The sequence below is a fragment of the Microcoleus sp. Pol12B4 genome, from assembly GCF_036701385.1.
GTDB lineage: Bacteria > Cyanobacteriota > Cyanobacteriia > Cyanobacteriales > Microcoleaceae > Microcoleus.
The window spans coordinates 1-14,887 of the sequence record NZ_JAUBQR010000117.1 but is presented as its reverse complement, the minus strand read 5'-3'; the positions used below and the strand labels follow the sequence as shown (position 1 = coordinate 14,887).

General features: G+C 42.6%; 10 protein-coding genes and 1 pseudogene. 8 read left to right on the top strand and 3 right to left on the bottom strand.

Features of this window, described 5'->3' with window-relative positions:
- The 6 genes and pseudogenes from QUA38_RS16765 to QUA38_RS16740 form a co-directional block, all read left to right on the top strand.
- Positions 1-636 (top strand): DUF488 domain-containing protein (locus tag QUA38_RS16765; RefSeq protein ID WP_333163560.1); only part of this gene is annotated, 636 nt, incomplete at its 5' end.
- 301 nt (positions 637-937) lie between these two features.
- Complete coding sequence (locus tag QUA38_RS16760; RefSeq protein ID WP_333163558.1) at positions 938-1,681, top strand: hypothetical protein; 744 nt, start codon at positions 938-940, stop codon at positions 1,679-1,681.
- Positions 1,682-2,904: 1,223 nt separating this feature from the next.
- Positions 2,905-3,619 (top strand): annotated as a pseudogene (locus QUA38_RS16755) (IS1 family transposase).
- 101 nt (positions 3,620-3,720) lie between these two features.
- Positions 3,721-4,320 (top strand): class I SAM-dependent methyltransferase, encoded by a 600-nt coding sequence (locus tag QUA38_RS16750; RefSeq protein ID WP_333163556.1) that lies wholly within the window; start codon positions 3,721-3,723, stop codon positions 4,318-4,320.
- 408 nt (positions 4,321-4,728) lie between these two features.
- The gene (gene ycaC / locus QUA38_RS16745; protein ID WP_333163554.1) at positions 4,729-5,370 is read left to right on the top strand and encodes an isochorismate family cysteine hydrolase YcaC; all 642 of its coding nucleotides are present in this window, start codon (positions 4,729-4,731) and stop codon (positions 5,368-5,370) included.
- Between the two features lie 227 nt (positions 5,371-5,597).
- Positions 5,598-6,266: an antibiotic biosynthesis monooxygenase gene (locus QUA38_RS16740; protein ID WP_333163552.1), complete on the top strand. Its 669-nt coding sequence runs from the start codon at positions 5,598-5,600 to the stop codon at positions 6,264-6,266.
- A 305-nt stretch (positions 6,267-6,571) separates the two neighbouring features.
- Here QUA38_RS16740 and QUA38_RS16735 read toward each other — a convergent pair whose 3' ends face one another.
- Together QUA38_RS16735 and QUA38_RS16730 are read right to left on the bottom strand one after the other, a co-directional pair.
- Positions 6,572-7,549, bottom strand: coding sequence for a heme o synthase (locus QUA38_RS16735; protein ID WP_333163572.1), 978 nt, complete (start codon positions 7,547-7,549; stop codon positions 6,572-6,574).
- Positions 7,550-7,670: 121 nt separating this feature from the next.
- Entirely contained in the window at positions 7,671-8,585 is a 915-nt protein-coding gene (locus QUA38_RS16730) for a heme A synthase (protein WP_333163551.1), read from the bottom strand.
- A 623-nt stretch (positions 8,586-9,208) separates the two neighbouring features.
- On the opposite strand from QUA38_RS16730, the gene QUA38_RS16725 reads away from it, so the two are divergent.
- A complete protein-coding gene (locus QUA38_RS16725; RefSeq protein ID WP_333163549.1) occupies positions 9,209-9,340 on the top strand; it encodes a hypothetical protein in 132 nt (43 codons plus the stop codon).
- A 235-nt stretch (positions 9,341-9,575) separates the two neighbouring features.
- Positions 9,576-11,012: an ABC transporter substrate-binding protein gene (locus tag QUA38_RS16720; protein ID WP_333163547.1), complete on the top strand. Its 1,437-nt coding sequence runs from the start codon at positions 9,576-9,578 to the stop codon at positions 11,010-11,012.
- 552 nt (positions 11,013-11,564) lie between these two features.
- Here QUA38_RS16720 and QUA38_RS16715 read toward each other — a convergent pair.
- Positions 11,565-14,887: SpoIIE family protein phosphatase (locus tag QUA38_RS16715; protein ID WP_333163545.1), on the bottom strand; the 3,323-nt coding region annotated here is incomplete at its 5' end.

The following is a 14,887-nucleotide window of genomic DNA, read 5'->3' as shown; positions in this document are numbered from 1 at the left end:
CATACTAAGATCGAAGCAATGGAATTATTTACGATCGGACACTCCAATCTGAGTATTGAAGCGTTTGTTTTGCTACTCCAACAACATGGAATTACGGCGGTTGCGGACGTGCGATCGCATCCGTTTAGCCACTATTTACCTCATTTTAATAAATCCGAAATTAATGCTTCACTGTCCAGTGTCGGCATTCAATATGTTTTTTTAGGCAAAGAGTTGGGCGCGCGACCGGAGGATTTAAGCTGTTACGATACTAGCGGTAAAGCGTTATACGATCGCATAGCAGCAACTCCTTTATTTTCCGCAGGACTTCAGCGCTTGCTCACAGGAGCAGCCAATTATAAAATCAGTTTAATGTGTGCGGAAAAAGACCCGATTACTTGTCACCGCACTATTTTAGTTTGCCACAAAGTCAGAGAGTTTAATTTAAAAATTAATCATATTCTGTCAGATGGCAATTTAGAATCACACCAGCATTTAGAAGAAAGACTTTTGAGCAAGTTTAACAAAGGCAAAAAAAATAATGAGCCAATTCAGCTAAGCTTGTTTGAATTATATCCTCAAGTTAAACAAGAAATAGTTGATTTAGAAACAGCTTATTATCGTCACGGATTGGAAATCGCTTATGTCAGCAAATAAAGCAATTAATTAATTAATTAATTAATCAAATATGCCATAGTTGGCGAATTTTGCTAACCCAAAATATTGAAATAGCTGCCCGCAAAACCTAATTTTGTAGGGACCAAATTCGCCAATTACTGCTAGAAGTAGCGCGTCAAACGATGTTTCGCATAAGTCCTGAACAACTCTTGACATCGCATACATTTATAAACTAGGGTACAGCTCTCCGCGCCCACCCTATTTTTATAAATTTTCTTCAATTTTTAACGTTGTTCGTGCTATAATTCTGCGGGACTGTAGCAGAAAGGGGTGCTTTTTGATGAAAGCAGAATTTTATTTTGACTGTCACAAATATATTTGCAGTTTAGTTCAAGTGGATTTTGTCAAAGAATTAAAAATAAAAAATCATCAAGGTTTTGTTTTGGCTGTTAAGCAAGGAGAAAAGATTGGACTTTTGGGAAAAAGCCGCCATAATGCTAAACAAGTTGATGTATCTAAGCCGCATTTTTATAATGTAATTAAAGCGGCTATGAGCGCTTTGGAATTAGAAACTAAAAATGAGGTGATATTAGAGAGAAATCGAACTATTGCTGATGCAGAAGAAATGATTCAGCAGCAAAACCGAGAAATTCGCGTTCTCAACGAACAGATTAGAATCCTTGGAACTAAGGTTGAGGAATTGTCAAGGGAAAAGCAGCAGTTATCCCTGCAGTTAGTAGAAAAGGAAATCAGAGAAACTGAAATTAGTCAAGAAATTGATAATTTTCCTGCTATCGAGGAAGATTTACCGGCGGCGCAAACTGAGCAGGGGATGGGAGAAGCTGAAATTAGTCAAGAAATTGCACAATTCCCGATTCAAACTTCGGGTTTGGACGTGCAGTTAATAAAAAATCTAGCGGATTCTGAAGGAATTGATGAAAAGGAAAAAATGACCGAAAGCGATGTTAAAAGTGTCACTTTAGAATCTTTAGAATTTAGAGAAGAAGTAGAATTCCCGGCAGGCGAAACAGAAATTAAGCGGCTGTCTAAAAAAGGTTCCCAGAGAAGGATGAGAAAGAAATAATAATGATGATATATTTTTTCTAGAGTGTGACGCGCTAGTTATAGCAAAAGTGTGCGCCATATACACGCTAAATATAGAGTTTATTCGTATCTTCTATTCCTCGCTGTTTGACAAAGTTTCTCTAATTCTTGTCCGAAATCAACTGACGGCTGCTCTTTGTTCGATCGCCCTAATTTGTTGAATAAATCCAGGTACTTCTGCGATCGGCAAAAATAGAAAAGCTAAACTTTGAGCAGCAATATCGTATTTTCTTTCGACAAGCTGATATAGTTCTAAGGTTGGCCCGCGCTATCTTCAAAGTTAGGCAACGCCAAGGGAAGAATAGATTGTTAACATATTTATAGAATAATTTGTGTAGTCAGACTCTACACCAAAATCCGGCGGCTGGTCTGTTTATAACTCAATATTTTTGCTTCTGACTAAAGCTTAAGTCGGTATGTAGAAAGACGTATCCAGTTCGATTTCGAGAAGCTGATTTTTACTGGGTGAAATTAGGGTATAGACGAGGAAGATAGGCAATAATGTAAAGTTTGGTGAGAAGATACAAAACTTGTGCTCTTTATCACATTTTTTCCAGCGAGATGTCCTGGAGTCCCAAAATATGATATAATCCACATTCCGCAGATATGACTCCAGATTACTAATATTTTGGAAAAAACTCATATAAAAATTTTTGTGGTTTTTGTGAATATTGTTCTCGAATTAAAAAATAAAAGTCCGCAAAATTTTGCTATGATTATACACATCTCGCTCAATCTTTTGAATCAATAAAAAAACTCAAAAAAAAGAAAAAAAAGCGACTTATAGCGGGATGGAATGATGAGTATTTGACTAAAATTATCGCTGTTTCAGCAAATTAAATTTTCACAATTCACTCATTGCTAACTAATATACAACTTGTAAACAGTGGTTGTCAGCTTTTTATTATCTAAAACTAGGTAGCTAGTAACAACCACCATTAATCAGTTACCCTTTTCTCTAAAACATCCTTACCAAAAGTGTCTGTAGCTTCTAACAATGGTTAATTCATGTCAAAATATACTCACCGATCGTGAACAGTCTTCAATAATAAAATGCGTTCCCCTGTGTACCTTTCTCTGCCAAAATAGGGAATCGAAATTCCCAATCTCCTAGTCACAGCCAGAAATTGAAACATTGAAAAATTTGGTAGTGTTCAAGATGTAATGATATAGGAGTAAAGTTTATTTCCTTGTCGTCTCCTCATCCCTGCCTGTCGAACCTGTGCCTTTTCCCGAAGTGTCAAAAATGGCCGCATCCACAACGGTAAACAGCGATTTAAGTGTCATGATTTTGGGAGGCAATTTGCCCTTGCATCCTCAGAAAAAGATGATCCATCGAGCAATCCGGCAATTGATTGACCACTTGTTGGTGGAACGCATTTCCCTGGCGGGCATTGCCCGTGCGGTGCAGGTGTTTGAGCAATGGCTACTTTCCCGAAGTCAATGAGAAATATGCTCTTAGTGTCACACCAAGTCCCAGCGACAGCCAAAAAAAAGGCAGGTTAAGGATCAGGGTGTGATAAGTTGTGGTGTGAGTGTGAACAATAAAGGAAACAATTAGTGGGTCTGGTTAGTTCGTGATGCAGATACCCGTGAAATTGTCGGTGTTTATATTGACGCACGGGATGAAGCGGCAGCAAGGGCAATTGTGGCATTCATTGCCTCCGGTTTACCGCCAGTGTCCGGTTGCTAGACTGATTTCTAGGCAGCATATGGGCAGTGGTACGCCCGCAATTCACATCAGGCGGTGGGGAAAGAGAGTGGTAAGAAAAGTTACATTGAGCGGTTTAACAACACGTTAGGGCAGCGTGTTTCTCGCTTGGTGAGATACACCTTGTCATTGTCAAAGTCGTTAGACCATCATATCGGTGCTATTTGGTATTTCATCCATCATGACAGTGCATCATTACTTGTTTAGCACTACCGAAAGCGTTAGGGGTCTTGGTGTAGTCTGTGCGTAGCATGGAGAAAGATTTTAATTGTCCTGAAAATCTCGATCGACACTTATGAGGTCACTCTATGGAGCCAAATGATACATCGGCCCGCTACGACCGAATTGCCCAATGGTGGCAAACTCAGCATCAAGATTCAACCTACGGCATTGCCCAATTAGAACGGGCGATCAAATTTACTTCTAAGCAGGACGCAGCACTTGATGTCGGGTGTGGAAGCAGCGGACGTTTTATCAACAGCTTATCCCAGCATGGATTTCAGCCGGAAGGACTTGATATTTCTAGGGAAATGATCGATTTAGCCCAGCGGCTACATTCAGAAATCACGTTTTACCGGGAAGACATTTGTGATTGGCGGCCGCCGAAACTTTACAGCCTGATTGCAGCGTGGGATAGCACGTTTCATCTGCCAATCAACAAGCAAGCGCCTGTGATACAAAAGCTATGCAATGCGCTTGAACCCAATGGAGTGATCCTGTTCACTTGTGGCGGCGGACATACAAGCAGCGAGGTTTCGGGAGCATTTCAAGATCAAGACTTTGATTACAGCACTTTGGGTGTAGATACTTTCCTGCAAATTCTGGTTGAGCATCATTGCACCTGCCGCCATCTCGAATATGACCAGTATCCTGAAAATCATGTTTATATCATTGCCCAAAAGACCTAATCTATCATTCGCACGATTAAGCTGTGGGATGTCGCAACTGGGCGCTGTGTTAGGACGTTGGCGGGCGATCGGCGGTATGAAGGCAGGAATATTCAAGGGGCAACTGGATTGACGATCTCTCAAAAATCGACATTGAAAGCGTTAGGGGCGTTGGTGTAACGTGTGTCGAGATTAGGGCGATCGCGTTAACTCAGCGCTTAACTTGCGGATCTTGAGTGGTGAAATTTGGTAAGATTTTGCAAACTGAGTTCATGCCGCAACAGGTTACGCCATAAGCCATTTAGAAAAAATAGACGTTTCGCTTTTAGTAAGGAAGCACATTTAATTGGTACAACTCAAGCCTTTCTGATTCTTGACTTTATTCGGCAATTCCTCATTCACCCATAACCCAAATAGGAGAAATACCTGATGTCTACATTCAAATACAACCGTTTAGACAAGAATAATGCTGCAGTTCTGCTGGTCGATCATCAAACAGGACTGTTCTCACTTGTGCGTGATATTGGTGCCGCCGACTTCAAAAATAATGTGCTGGCCCTGGCAAGTGCAGCCAAATTTTTCAACCTGCCTACAATTTTGACAACTAGCTTTGAGCAAGGCCCCAATGGAGTCATCATCCCTGAACTGAAGGAGAAGTTTCCAGATGCTCCCTTTATTCCGCGTCCCGGACAAATCAACGCTTGGGACAACGATGACTTTGTTAAAGCAGTAGAAGCAACAGGTAAAAAGCAATTGATTATTGCCGGAATTGTCACTGATGTATGTGTTACTTTTTGTGCGCTTTCGGCATTGGAGGCTGGTTATGAGGTTTTTGTTGTCACCGATGCCTCTGGAACCTTCGATGAAGCCTGTCGCTATGCAGCTTGGGATCGAATGTCTCGTGCGGGAGTTCAGTTGGTCAATTGGTTTAGCGTTGTGTGTGAATTGCACCGTGACTGGCGCAACGATATTGAAGGACTGGGTAGTCTCTTAGCAGAGTTTATTCCTGACTACAAAAATCTGATGACTAGCTATGCAGCAACGGCCAATCCTGGATCTCCCAGTAAGTAGTAAGAAAGCGCCTAGTTTATTTAGCTGGTGTGTAACTGAGTTAATATTGTCATCGCTAGGTAATTAATTTTACGTGGAACGTAGCGGTGACAAATACTTGGTTGTAAGTCACGTAGAGGGTGTTTTTAATAGCTCTTACGTCAAAGATTGTAAGTATTTTTCTAGTCATTTCATCTCATGCCCAACCTTCGCGATCGCATTCCTTAATCTCCCTTCAGTTTCACGAATTGCTGGCGAAAATTGCCGAGCAATTTGGTGTCTCTAAGGTGGTTGTTCAGAATAAAATTTTTCTCTTAGTTAATTCTCTAAATTCTATGTTGGAAGAACCGTTGGCGAGCAATACCAGTGAAGACAACTATCTAGTCACCGCTGTGATCTCTCATGTAGTGAAACCGGGGCGCGATGAAGGTTACGAAGCATGGTTTCATGGCATCGCCGCAGATGCACGAAAATTCAAGGGACATCTGGGTGTCAGCACTATTCGACCCCAGCATCACGCCCACCCTGAGTATGTGGTCATTCTCAAGTTCGATTGCTACGACAATCTTAAGACCTGGCTAGAATCTGATGTTCGGCGAGAGTGGATTGAGCGATTGCAGCCCTTGATTGAAAGGCCAGAAGATATTCAAACCCTGACCGGATTGGAAACCTGGTTTACGCTGCCCAATAAATCGATGAAGGCTCCACCCCCTCGCTACAAAATGGCGTTAGTTACATGGTTGGGAGTGTTTTGTACCATTTCTATTCTCAATCGTTTGCTTGTACCGCTACTATCTGGGCTTCCTGCCTTGCTCACATCTCTGATGATCACAGGTCTCACTGTTATATTGCTCACCTATTTGGTGATGCCACGCTTAACACAATTATTTCGCAAATGGTTGTATCCCATCCCCTAAAGTAAGCTTACTCCGGCCTTTAGGCACGGAGCTTTAGCCTCAGATTTGAGCGTGATCGCAAAGAGAGACCATTGTCTCTGTAGTTGACAATTCATCTCCTGACTTTGGGGAGGGAGCATCTCAATGAAAGCAGCCCAGCTAGAAATTGGAGGCAGGAGCCAGGAGCAAAGAGGCAGAAGGAAGGAGTCAGAAGAAGTGTTTTTACAAATATGAGATGCTCCCGAATGGCGATCGCTACTTTACCATAAACAAACAAAACCCGCTAGAGGCGGGCTTGATTTTAAGAATTTCAATTTAACTCATTACTACATCACAACTGCACTAATCAAAGTTTGCACATTTTCTACAAGAGCAGTAGTGAAATTATGAGTCACAGGCAAACTGTCAACCACTATTCCAGCACACAATAGCATCAGGTACAGAATAGAGTATTTAAAGAGCGATCGCGCAACAATCTTATCATCGGGAGTCTGCAACAGCAACCAAGCTTTTTGAGCAAAAATAGCACCCAGGAAAATAGCTGTTCCCGCATACACCGCGCCCGCTAAATGCAGGGGATAAACTAGCAGCAAAGTTGCAGGAATCATCAATAGCGTGTAAATCCAAATTTGGCGGGCTGTCTCTTCGTCGCCCTCAATTACGGGTAACATCGGGACGCCTACTTCCTTGTATTCGTCGCGAATCATCATTGCTAATGCCCAAAAATGCGGCGGTGTCCACAGGAATATAATCCCAAACAGCAGCCACGCACCCCAACTCAAATCTCCCGTCACCGCAGCCCACCCAACTAGCGGGGGAATAGCCCCTGCTGCACCGCCGATGACGATGTTTTGCACGCTGTGACGCTTCAGCCAGTGGGTGTAAATTAGGACATAGAAAACGATGCCTGACATTGCTAGCAATGCGGCTAATAAGTTGGCAACAACTGTCAGCAATGTAAAGGATATTGTAGCTAGGGCGATCGCAAATATTAAAGCATCCCGCTTCTTGACACGCCCCGAAGGAATCGGCCGCCACCGGGTGCGCTCCATAATATAATCGATGTCACTGTCGTAGACACAATTAATCGTATTCGCCGACGCAGAAGCTAAAGCACCTCCAGTAATAGTTGATACCAGTAATAGCGGATCTACTTCTCCTTTTGCCGCCATCCACATTCCTGCTGAGGTAGTGATTAGCAGCAGTAAAATAATTCTGGGTTTTGTTAGTTGATAGTAACTTTTCACCACTTGCGAAAAGTTTTCGTGGAGGCGGGGCCTGTCGTTGGTAAGAATTTCTTGCATCGGTTGTAAGCTGTTAGTAATTATTTGTGAATTCGTCATTAGTCATTAGGTTGTAGGGGCGGGTTTTACGAGAAAGATTTGGTGTAGCTACAAGGATTAATAAACCCGCCGCCTCTTACTCTCAAGCTGATAAAACTCGATCGCGCCAAGCTAAAACACTAAAAGCTACCAGGGTTCCCAGCAAAGCAGCACCGACTGCTTGGTGGGCGACTGTCAGCGGTTCTACCTGAAGGTGCAGCCGGAAAGTTGCTAATCCTAGAACTAATTGAGCAATTAGGCAAACACTCGCCCAATTAGCCAGTTTTCGCAAGTTTGGATTCAGTGCAGGCTGCCGCCAAGCCATGACTGCTACGGCTAAAGTCGCTGCGGTAGCGGGTACGATACCGACGATGTGGCTGTTCATTACCGAGCACAATTCTGAGGAATCCAAACATTGGTGCAGTGCCCATCTAGAGCCTACTAATGCTCCTAGCAAACTTTGCAGGTAAACTAATAATGCTGCGATCGAACTTACCCAAGCTAATTTGCCGACATTTCCTGTAGATTCGTAGGGAGTCAGCATGAAACCGATGACTAGCAGGGCGCCAAAAAATAGTAAAGCTGTTCCCAAGTGAGCAGTAACGATATCAAATCTCAGCAATTGTGTTACTGTCAAGCCGCCCAATACGCCCTGAAAAACGATTAAAAATAGTGCTCCGGCACTCGCCCAAGGCAGCCATTTTGGCAGGCGGCTGCGGTAAAACAAAGATAGTCCTAAAAGTGCGATCGCGCTTAAGCCAATTGCTGCTGCATCCAATCGGTGAAACCATTCCAGAAATACCTGCAAATTCATTTGCGCTGCGGGTATTAATTGACCGTAGCACAGCGGCCAGTCGGGGCAAGCGAGCCCCGCATTCATAACTCGCGTGGCGCTGCCTACGGCCATTAACAGCCAGGTTGCGATCGCAATTTTCCACACTAGGCCGCGGATAATATCTTTTGGCTGCCACTGCACTCCTGCTGCTGCGTTTGGCTGATTTAAAACTGAGTTTGCCATGGAATTTACCTTAGCCTTTGTTATCGATCGAACTTAATTAAATATCAAGGTTTTGCTTTGACTGAGCTTAGCCTAGCTTAACACTCTTTTTCTCTGACCAACCGTCATTTTTACTACCTTAGCGACACTTTTATCCAATTAGTTTGTCTTTATATTTTTTTCAACTTTCTTCTTTATATTACAAAAGATTTCGTTTTTTTTGCCAAACTTAAAAAAACTTTAATCTTTCCCCGCCCCTAGATAATTAACAACTCTCTCACTGTCGAGATTGGAAGCAAAAATAAAGATATAATTAAGAAAAACCATTTATCAAATAATTGTGATATGAAACGCTGAAAGATGTTTACAAAAAGCTAAACAACATAAAAAAACCTATAAAGTAGGATTCGCAACAAACTATATTTAGCTGATTGTTCTAGCTTAGTAGGAAGTATGACCGCAAATAAAACCGCAGTCAACAAGTTAAGGAAGCTATAAGCCAGCGACTCTTTAGTCCAGGTTTCGTAGCCGCGAGCAAGCTGTTCAAGGATGGAAAAAGAAACAGGGAAAATACCGGGTTCGCTGGTGGCCCTAGATGACGGCATAGCGATCGCATTCCACCGATCGCAGACTCAGGAGACGCGGTGCCTGAAACAGCACCAGAAATCACACCAGAAATGCCTCCCACCCCCAGCAGCGCCAAATACGGTAAAGGAGCCAAACCCTCAGAGACGGGACAATCCGCAGGTATCACAGTCAACCTCAGTGGGAGCTAAGCTGCTACACAGCTAGATTCTATAATATCCAGATCAAATAAATTAACAACTGCTAAAATATAGGTATATGTCAGCCCACAATCATCTATCTCAAGTATGAAAATTAGCATAATTGCTACATAAATTATTAAATGAAAGAGAACTTGTTATTAAATGCTTTACATCTCATACATTGCTCGTTGCCCAACTTCCTAAGTCGTTGAATCTAAAACCTAAAATCTAAAATTCTGCAGCCATGTCCCAAAAAAATGAAACCGCTGTTCTGGTATTATCGCTCCTAATTACGATCGGGCTAGCCGGTGCAGGTATTTGGTGGCTGACAAGCCGAGGGGGCATCAATTTCGGAGGTTTATCACCCCAAAATCAGACATTTCCCAAGTCTGCGACGGAGAATTCGCCGCAATCAGAGCAGGCAATTGGGCAGCATTTGAGTGCGGGTGAAAAACTGTTACTTCCAGCAGAGCAAGCCACAACAACCAAACAAGCCGCAGTCCAGGCGATCGCATCTGGCAACTATAACGCAGCTATTTCCGATTTACAAGCTTCGCTGAAAACCAATCGCAACGATCCCGAAGCGCTAATTTACCTCAACAACGCCCGCATCGGATCTCAAAAATCCTACACAATTGCTGCTGCAGTTCCCATTGGCGGCGATATCAATGCTGCTCTAGAAATTTTGCGGGGGGTAGCTCAAGCTCAAAATGAAATCAACCAAAGCGGTGGCATTAGCGGTACTCCCTTAAAAGTGTTAATTGCTAACGATGACAATAACCCAGAAATGGCGGCACAAATTGCCACCGCGTTAGCAAATAACTCGGAAGTTTTAGGAGTAATTGGGCATTTTGGTTCAGATACGACGCTAGCAGCCAGCAAGATTTACCAGCAAAAACAATTAGTAGCAATTTCTCCCACAAGTACGTCTGTGCAGCTCTCAGGATCTGCCAAAAATATATTTCGGACAGTGCCGAGCGATCGATTTGCTGCGAATGCTCTTTCCCGCTATATGGTGGGAAAATTGCAAAAGCAAAAAGCTGCTGTATTTTTTAATTCTGCCAGCGGTTACAGCAAATCTTTAAAAGATGAATTCACTACTGCTGTTTACGGAGATGGTGGACAAATCGTAGCCGAATCTGACTTTGCTAAAGGCAACTTTAATGCTGCCGAGAGCGTTAAAAGTGCGATCGCCCAAGGAGCAGAAGTGATTCTGTTAGCATCCGATTCAGCCACGCTCGACCAAGCTTTGCAAGTAGTACAAGTAAACGCCAAACGGCTGCCGTTACTAGCAGGAGACGATGCTTATACTGCTAAAACACTGCAAATCGGTGGCGCAGCAGCAACAGATATGGTGCTAGCTGTGCCTTGGCACATTCTCGCAGATCCGCAGTCAAACTTTCCCCAAACATCCAAACAACTTTGGAATGCTGACGTAAGTTGGCGTACAGCTTTAGCCTACGATGCGACGATCGCGTTAATTGTCGGTTTAGGACGCAATCCGACTCGTACAGGCATTCAACAAGCTTTATCGGCGTCAGATTTTTCGGCAAATGGAGCATCCGGCCCGATTCGGTTTTTACCTTCGGGCGATCGCAATCGAGCAGTTCAGTTAGTAACTGTTAAACCCGGAAATCGCACGAGTTACGGTTACGACTTTGTGCCGATATCCGGTTTGTAAACTATTGGCGATCGCCAAATGTAGGTTATAATATTCATTGGTAAGTTCTAGGCCTGGTCAAGCAAAAATGCTTACAAGATGAGTAGTTATATCAAATCGGCTTGCATCGGAATTCATATTACGCACAATCAGGACACGGCAGCGCCATTTCCCTACAATTAATCGGGTGAGAATTACATCTCTCATTAAGTGTTCTTGATTATTTGACCGTAGAGACACCGTGAGTGCCCATTGGTGTCAACTTAAGCTTTTAGTCCATCAATACTCCCGCCTACCCGGCAGTCCGCCAGGGGTTGAAACCCCTGTCTAATAGCTAAAGTCCTCTTCAGAGGACTGATATCAATTCCGGTTACACTCCTTATGATGGAGAGTGGGGAGTGGGGGAATGTGGAATTGCGCGACCTTGACTTTATCATTCCCACCCAACCGGAAACGAGATTAGAATAAAAATTTTTAAACTCATTAGTCCTCTTTAGAGGACTTTAACTTTGAGGCAGGGAATTCATTCCCTGTCGGACTGTCGGACTGTCGGACTACTAAATTCTCCCATACTTACTTCTGTTTGATTATTACCAAAGTAATGTCATCAAATACTTTTTGCTTCCCGATGTATCGGCGCACGTCGTCAATAATAGCTTGCTTGATTTCTGCTGCTGACTTTTCCCTGTTAAGGGCAACAATTTCAATCATTGGCTCAATACCGTATTCCTTTTGATTCATATCAAAAGCTTCGGTAATTCCATCTGTGTAGAGTACGACAACATCCCCGGTATTTAACTGTATTTCAGTAGTCGCAATGAAATCGGCAATATCTGGTTCCAAGGCGATGGGAAAGCCTAACTCTATGGTATCAATCCGCTCTACTTCGCCGCTAGAACGCATGACAATCACCTCTTCGTGCTGTCCGCTCAAACGCAGGATGTTGTCCCCGCGATATTCCAGCAAAGAAAGGCTCATACTTTTACCGCAATTCATGCGCTCTACGTTGTCAAAAAGTGTTTGGTTGACTGTCTGCAATAATTTAACTGGGTCGGTTTCATTGTGAACCAATAAAGTGCGAATTGCTGTTTGCGCCATAATCATTAATACGCCGCTTTCTAAACCGTGTCCTGTCACGTCGCCGATGCCAATTGTGGCTTTACCGCCGTGATTTAGTACGTCGTAGTAGTCGCCGCCCACTTCATCAGCCGGTTCCATGAATGCAGCAATTTCTAACCCTTCAATTGACTCTAATTCCTGCTGGTGAGGCAAAATCATTTGTTGCAGGCGGCGGGTTACGTCTAGTTCGGCACTCATGCGAATATTTTCTACTTTTAGCAGTTCGTTCAAACTCAATATTTCTGTATTAGCTTGGGCTAATTCTGCGGTACGGTCTTCTACTTTTTGCTCTAAAGTTCGGTTGTAATCTTCTAATTGTTCGTAGAGACTTGCATTTTCAATTGAGATCGCAGCTTGAGCGGCAATGATTTTTAAAGTTTCCACTCTTTCCGAGGTAAATGCGCCGATCGCCAAATTATTTTCTAAGTAGAGAATACCACCTAGTTTGCCTTGATTGAGTAGGGGAGTGCAGAGGATCGATTTGGGTTGAGTAGCGGTAATGTAAGAATCCCCAGTAAATAGTCCTTCATCGGTGGCGTTATTTAATACTACATTTTCGTGGCTGCGAGCTACGTAGTTAACGATGGCGGTTGATAGGAGGGGAATTCCAGTTGCAGGATCTACGGAATCTACGGGAATGGATTGCATAATGGTAATGATCTCGCATTCTACTGCTGCTTCGGCTTCAATCGCCCAATTCCCGACTTTATCCAGAATCAGAAAACCTTTTTGGGCGCCTGCGTTTTCAATCACAGTTTTCATCACCTGGTTTAACAATTGTTCGAGAACGATTTCACCGGAGATAGCTTGGGATGCTTTCATTACTGCGGCAAAATCTAGCGCTTCGCCGGAATTGCTACCTGTTGTGGTGATTGGATTGATGGTATTATTTTCAGTATCTGTTTGGGTTGAACCAAGCCACTGGAGATATTTTTCATCTAAATCTTCTACTTTGCGTTTGGCTCCCCAAATTTGATAACCTTGGTATGCTTTTTTTAAATAAATTTGGGCAAAATCGTGTTTTTCTTGGGCAAACCAAAACTTGGCGGCTAGTTCGTTGGCGAGTGCTTCATCCTGAATAAACTCATTTTCTTTAGCCAATTTAATCGCTCGATCGTATAAATCGATCGCTTCATACCAGTTACCCGATATGCGGGTCATTTCTGCGGCTACTAAAAGATACTTATGCAGAAAATTTTCCGGGCAATTATTTGCCCAGTTTTTCATTTGCGCTTGATTAGATTCGATTTTAGTCCAGTATTCTTGTTGCTCTTCTGGAGAAACAGATGGATGCAGTGCAGCTAAAATCAGGGAATAGTAAAAGTTGTAAGTAGAAGCTTGAATAGTGCCAGAAATAAACCCTAATAGTTCCTGCGCCTTGGCTATAGATGCTAATGCTAATTGCAACTCGCCATATAAATAGAGAACTTGAGCCTTGAAAATGTAATAATAGCAGATTGCGTTTGGGGTTCGGCTAACTTCCTCTGGGTTTAGATAGTCGGATTCCTGAATCTCATCGCCACCAAAATAAACTTTATCTTGCGTTTGTCCGAGCAGGTTTTGTAAGATTATTTTCTGTCCCAAGGTGCAATCAACAGACCATTGGTTTTTGGTTTTTTGACAGAAAGGGAGAATGTCAGATGCCTCTTGAGGAAGTAAAGATAGATTTTTGCCTTGGTAAATTCCATTTAATAAAGTATGAGTCATGCTAAAGCCAGCATATTGAAGCATACCCGACTGTAACCCAGCTTCAATTGATTCGGCGTTAATATTTTCAGTTTGCTTGATATGTTTAACCCATGACCCAGAAAAATTGGCCAGTAAATTAGCTGTTTGACTTATAGAGTATAAATCATCGAACTTTTTACTTAACTGATATCCTAGCAGGGTGAGTTCGTAACTTAACTGATAGTTTCCTAACATTGCCTGTAGCAGACCAAATATACCGTAGCTAATTGCAGATTTGGATGTATGGCCGTCTTCAACGCTCAGATTGGCAGATTTAGCCATTACAACACCTGCAATTTGGGGAGCGCCTAAGTAGCTTGGCGGTAACATTTTTATCAATAGCTCTAAGGCCATCTGCTTGATCGGGTCTTCCATTTCTGGATTGTCAATCAGCGAAGCAACTTCTCGTTTTCCTAAACTTTCGCTAAACTTACCTAATTCAGTTTCAACAGCTTTGTTAAAGTCGCAATCTGGAAAGTCGATGCTCAATTGTGCTAAAGCTGTGCGACCGATGTGAATCGCCTCCAAGTATTTGCCCTGCATGGTATATAGTTCGATTAGCAAATAATAGAATTCTGAGCGTTCTAGCGCTGACTTCACTCTATTAATAGCCAATTCTATAAGCAATTCTGACTCTTGAAAGTTGCTGTTGAGATATTCAACCTGTGCTAGGCTTTTATATAAATCTATAGCCATTTTATAATTATTTTTCCCTTTCCATATATTTCCAGGAAAAATCCCCTTAACCGACATAAAATATTCTTTAGCAGCCGTGTATGCAGTAGATTTTTGGGCTTTTTTACCTGCCTTTAGATTCAATTGACTCAGATGCACTTTTTCTGCCTTGCTGGCAATCAAATTTTTTCCTTTATTAAGATGATCGACTATAGCAAAAATATTTTCTTCCTGTGGATCTGAAAGTGTACTTGCAAGTAACATTCTGCCAATTTTAAGATGAACCGTTTGCTTGTCATTTTCATCAATCAAGGCATAGGCGGCTTGCTGGACGCGATCGTGTTGAAACTTATAATTCAGGATAATCAAAGAGG

What these genes read in the sequence shown, in the direction of transcription:
- QUA38_RS16760 (WP_333163558.1), top strand. Translation starts at nt 938, where the DNA reads ATGAAAGCAGAATTTTATTTTGACTGTCACAAATATATTTGCAGTTTA.
- QUA38_RS16735 (WP_333163572.1), bottom strand. Translation starts at nt 7,549, where the DNA reads ATGCAAGAAATTCTTACCAACGACAGGCCCCGCCTCCACGAAAACTTT.
- ycaC (WP_333163554.1), top strand. Translation starts at nt 4,729, where the DNA reads ATGTCTACATTCAAATACAACCGTTTAGACAAGAATAATGCTGCAGTT.
- QUA38_RS16720 (WP_333163547.1), top strand. Translation starts at nt 9,576, where the DNA reads ATGTCCCAAAAAAATGAAACCGCTGTTCTGGTATTATCGCTCCTAATT.
- QUA38_RS16750 (WP_333163556.1), top strand. Translation starts at nt 3,721, where the DNA reads ATGGAGCCAAATGATACATCGGCCCGCTACGACCGAATTGCCCAATGG.
- QUA38_RS16730 (WP_333163551.1), bottom strand. Translation starts at nt 8,585, where the DNA reads ATGGCAAACTCAGTTTTAAATCAGCCAAACGCAGCAGCAGGAGTGCAG.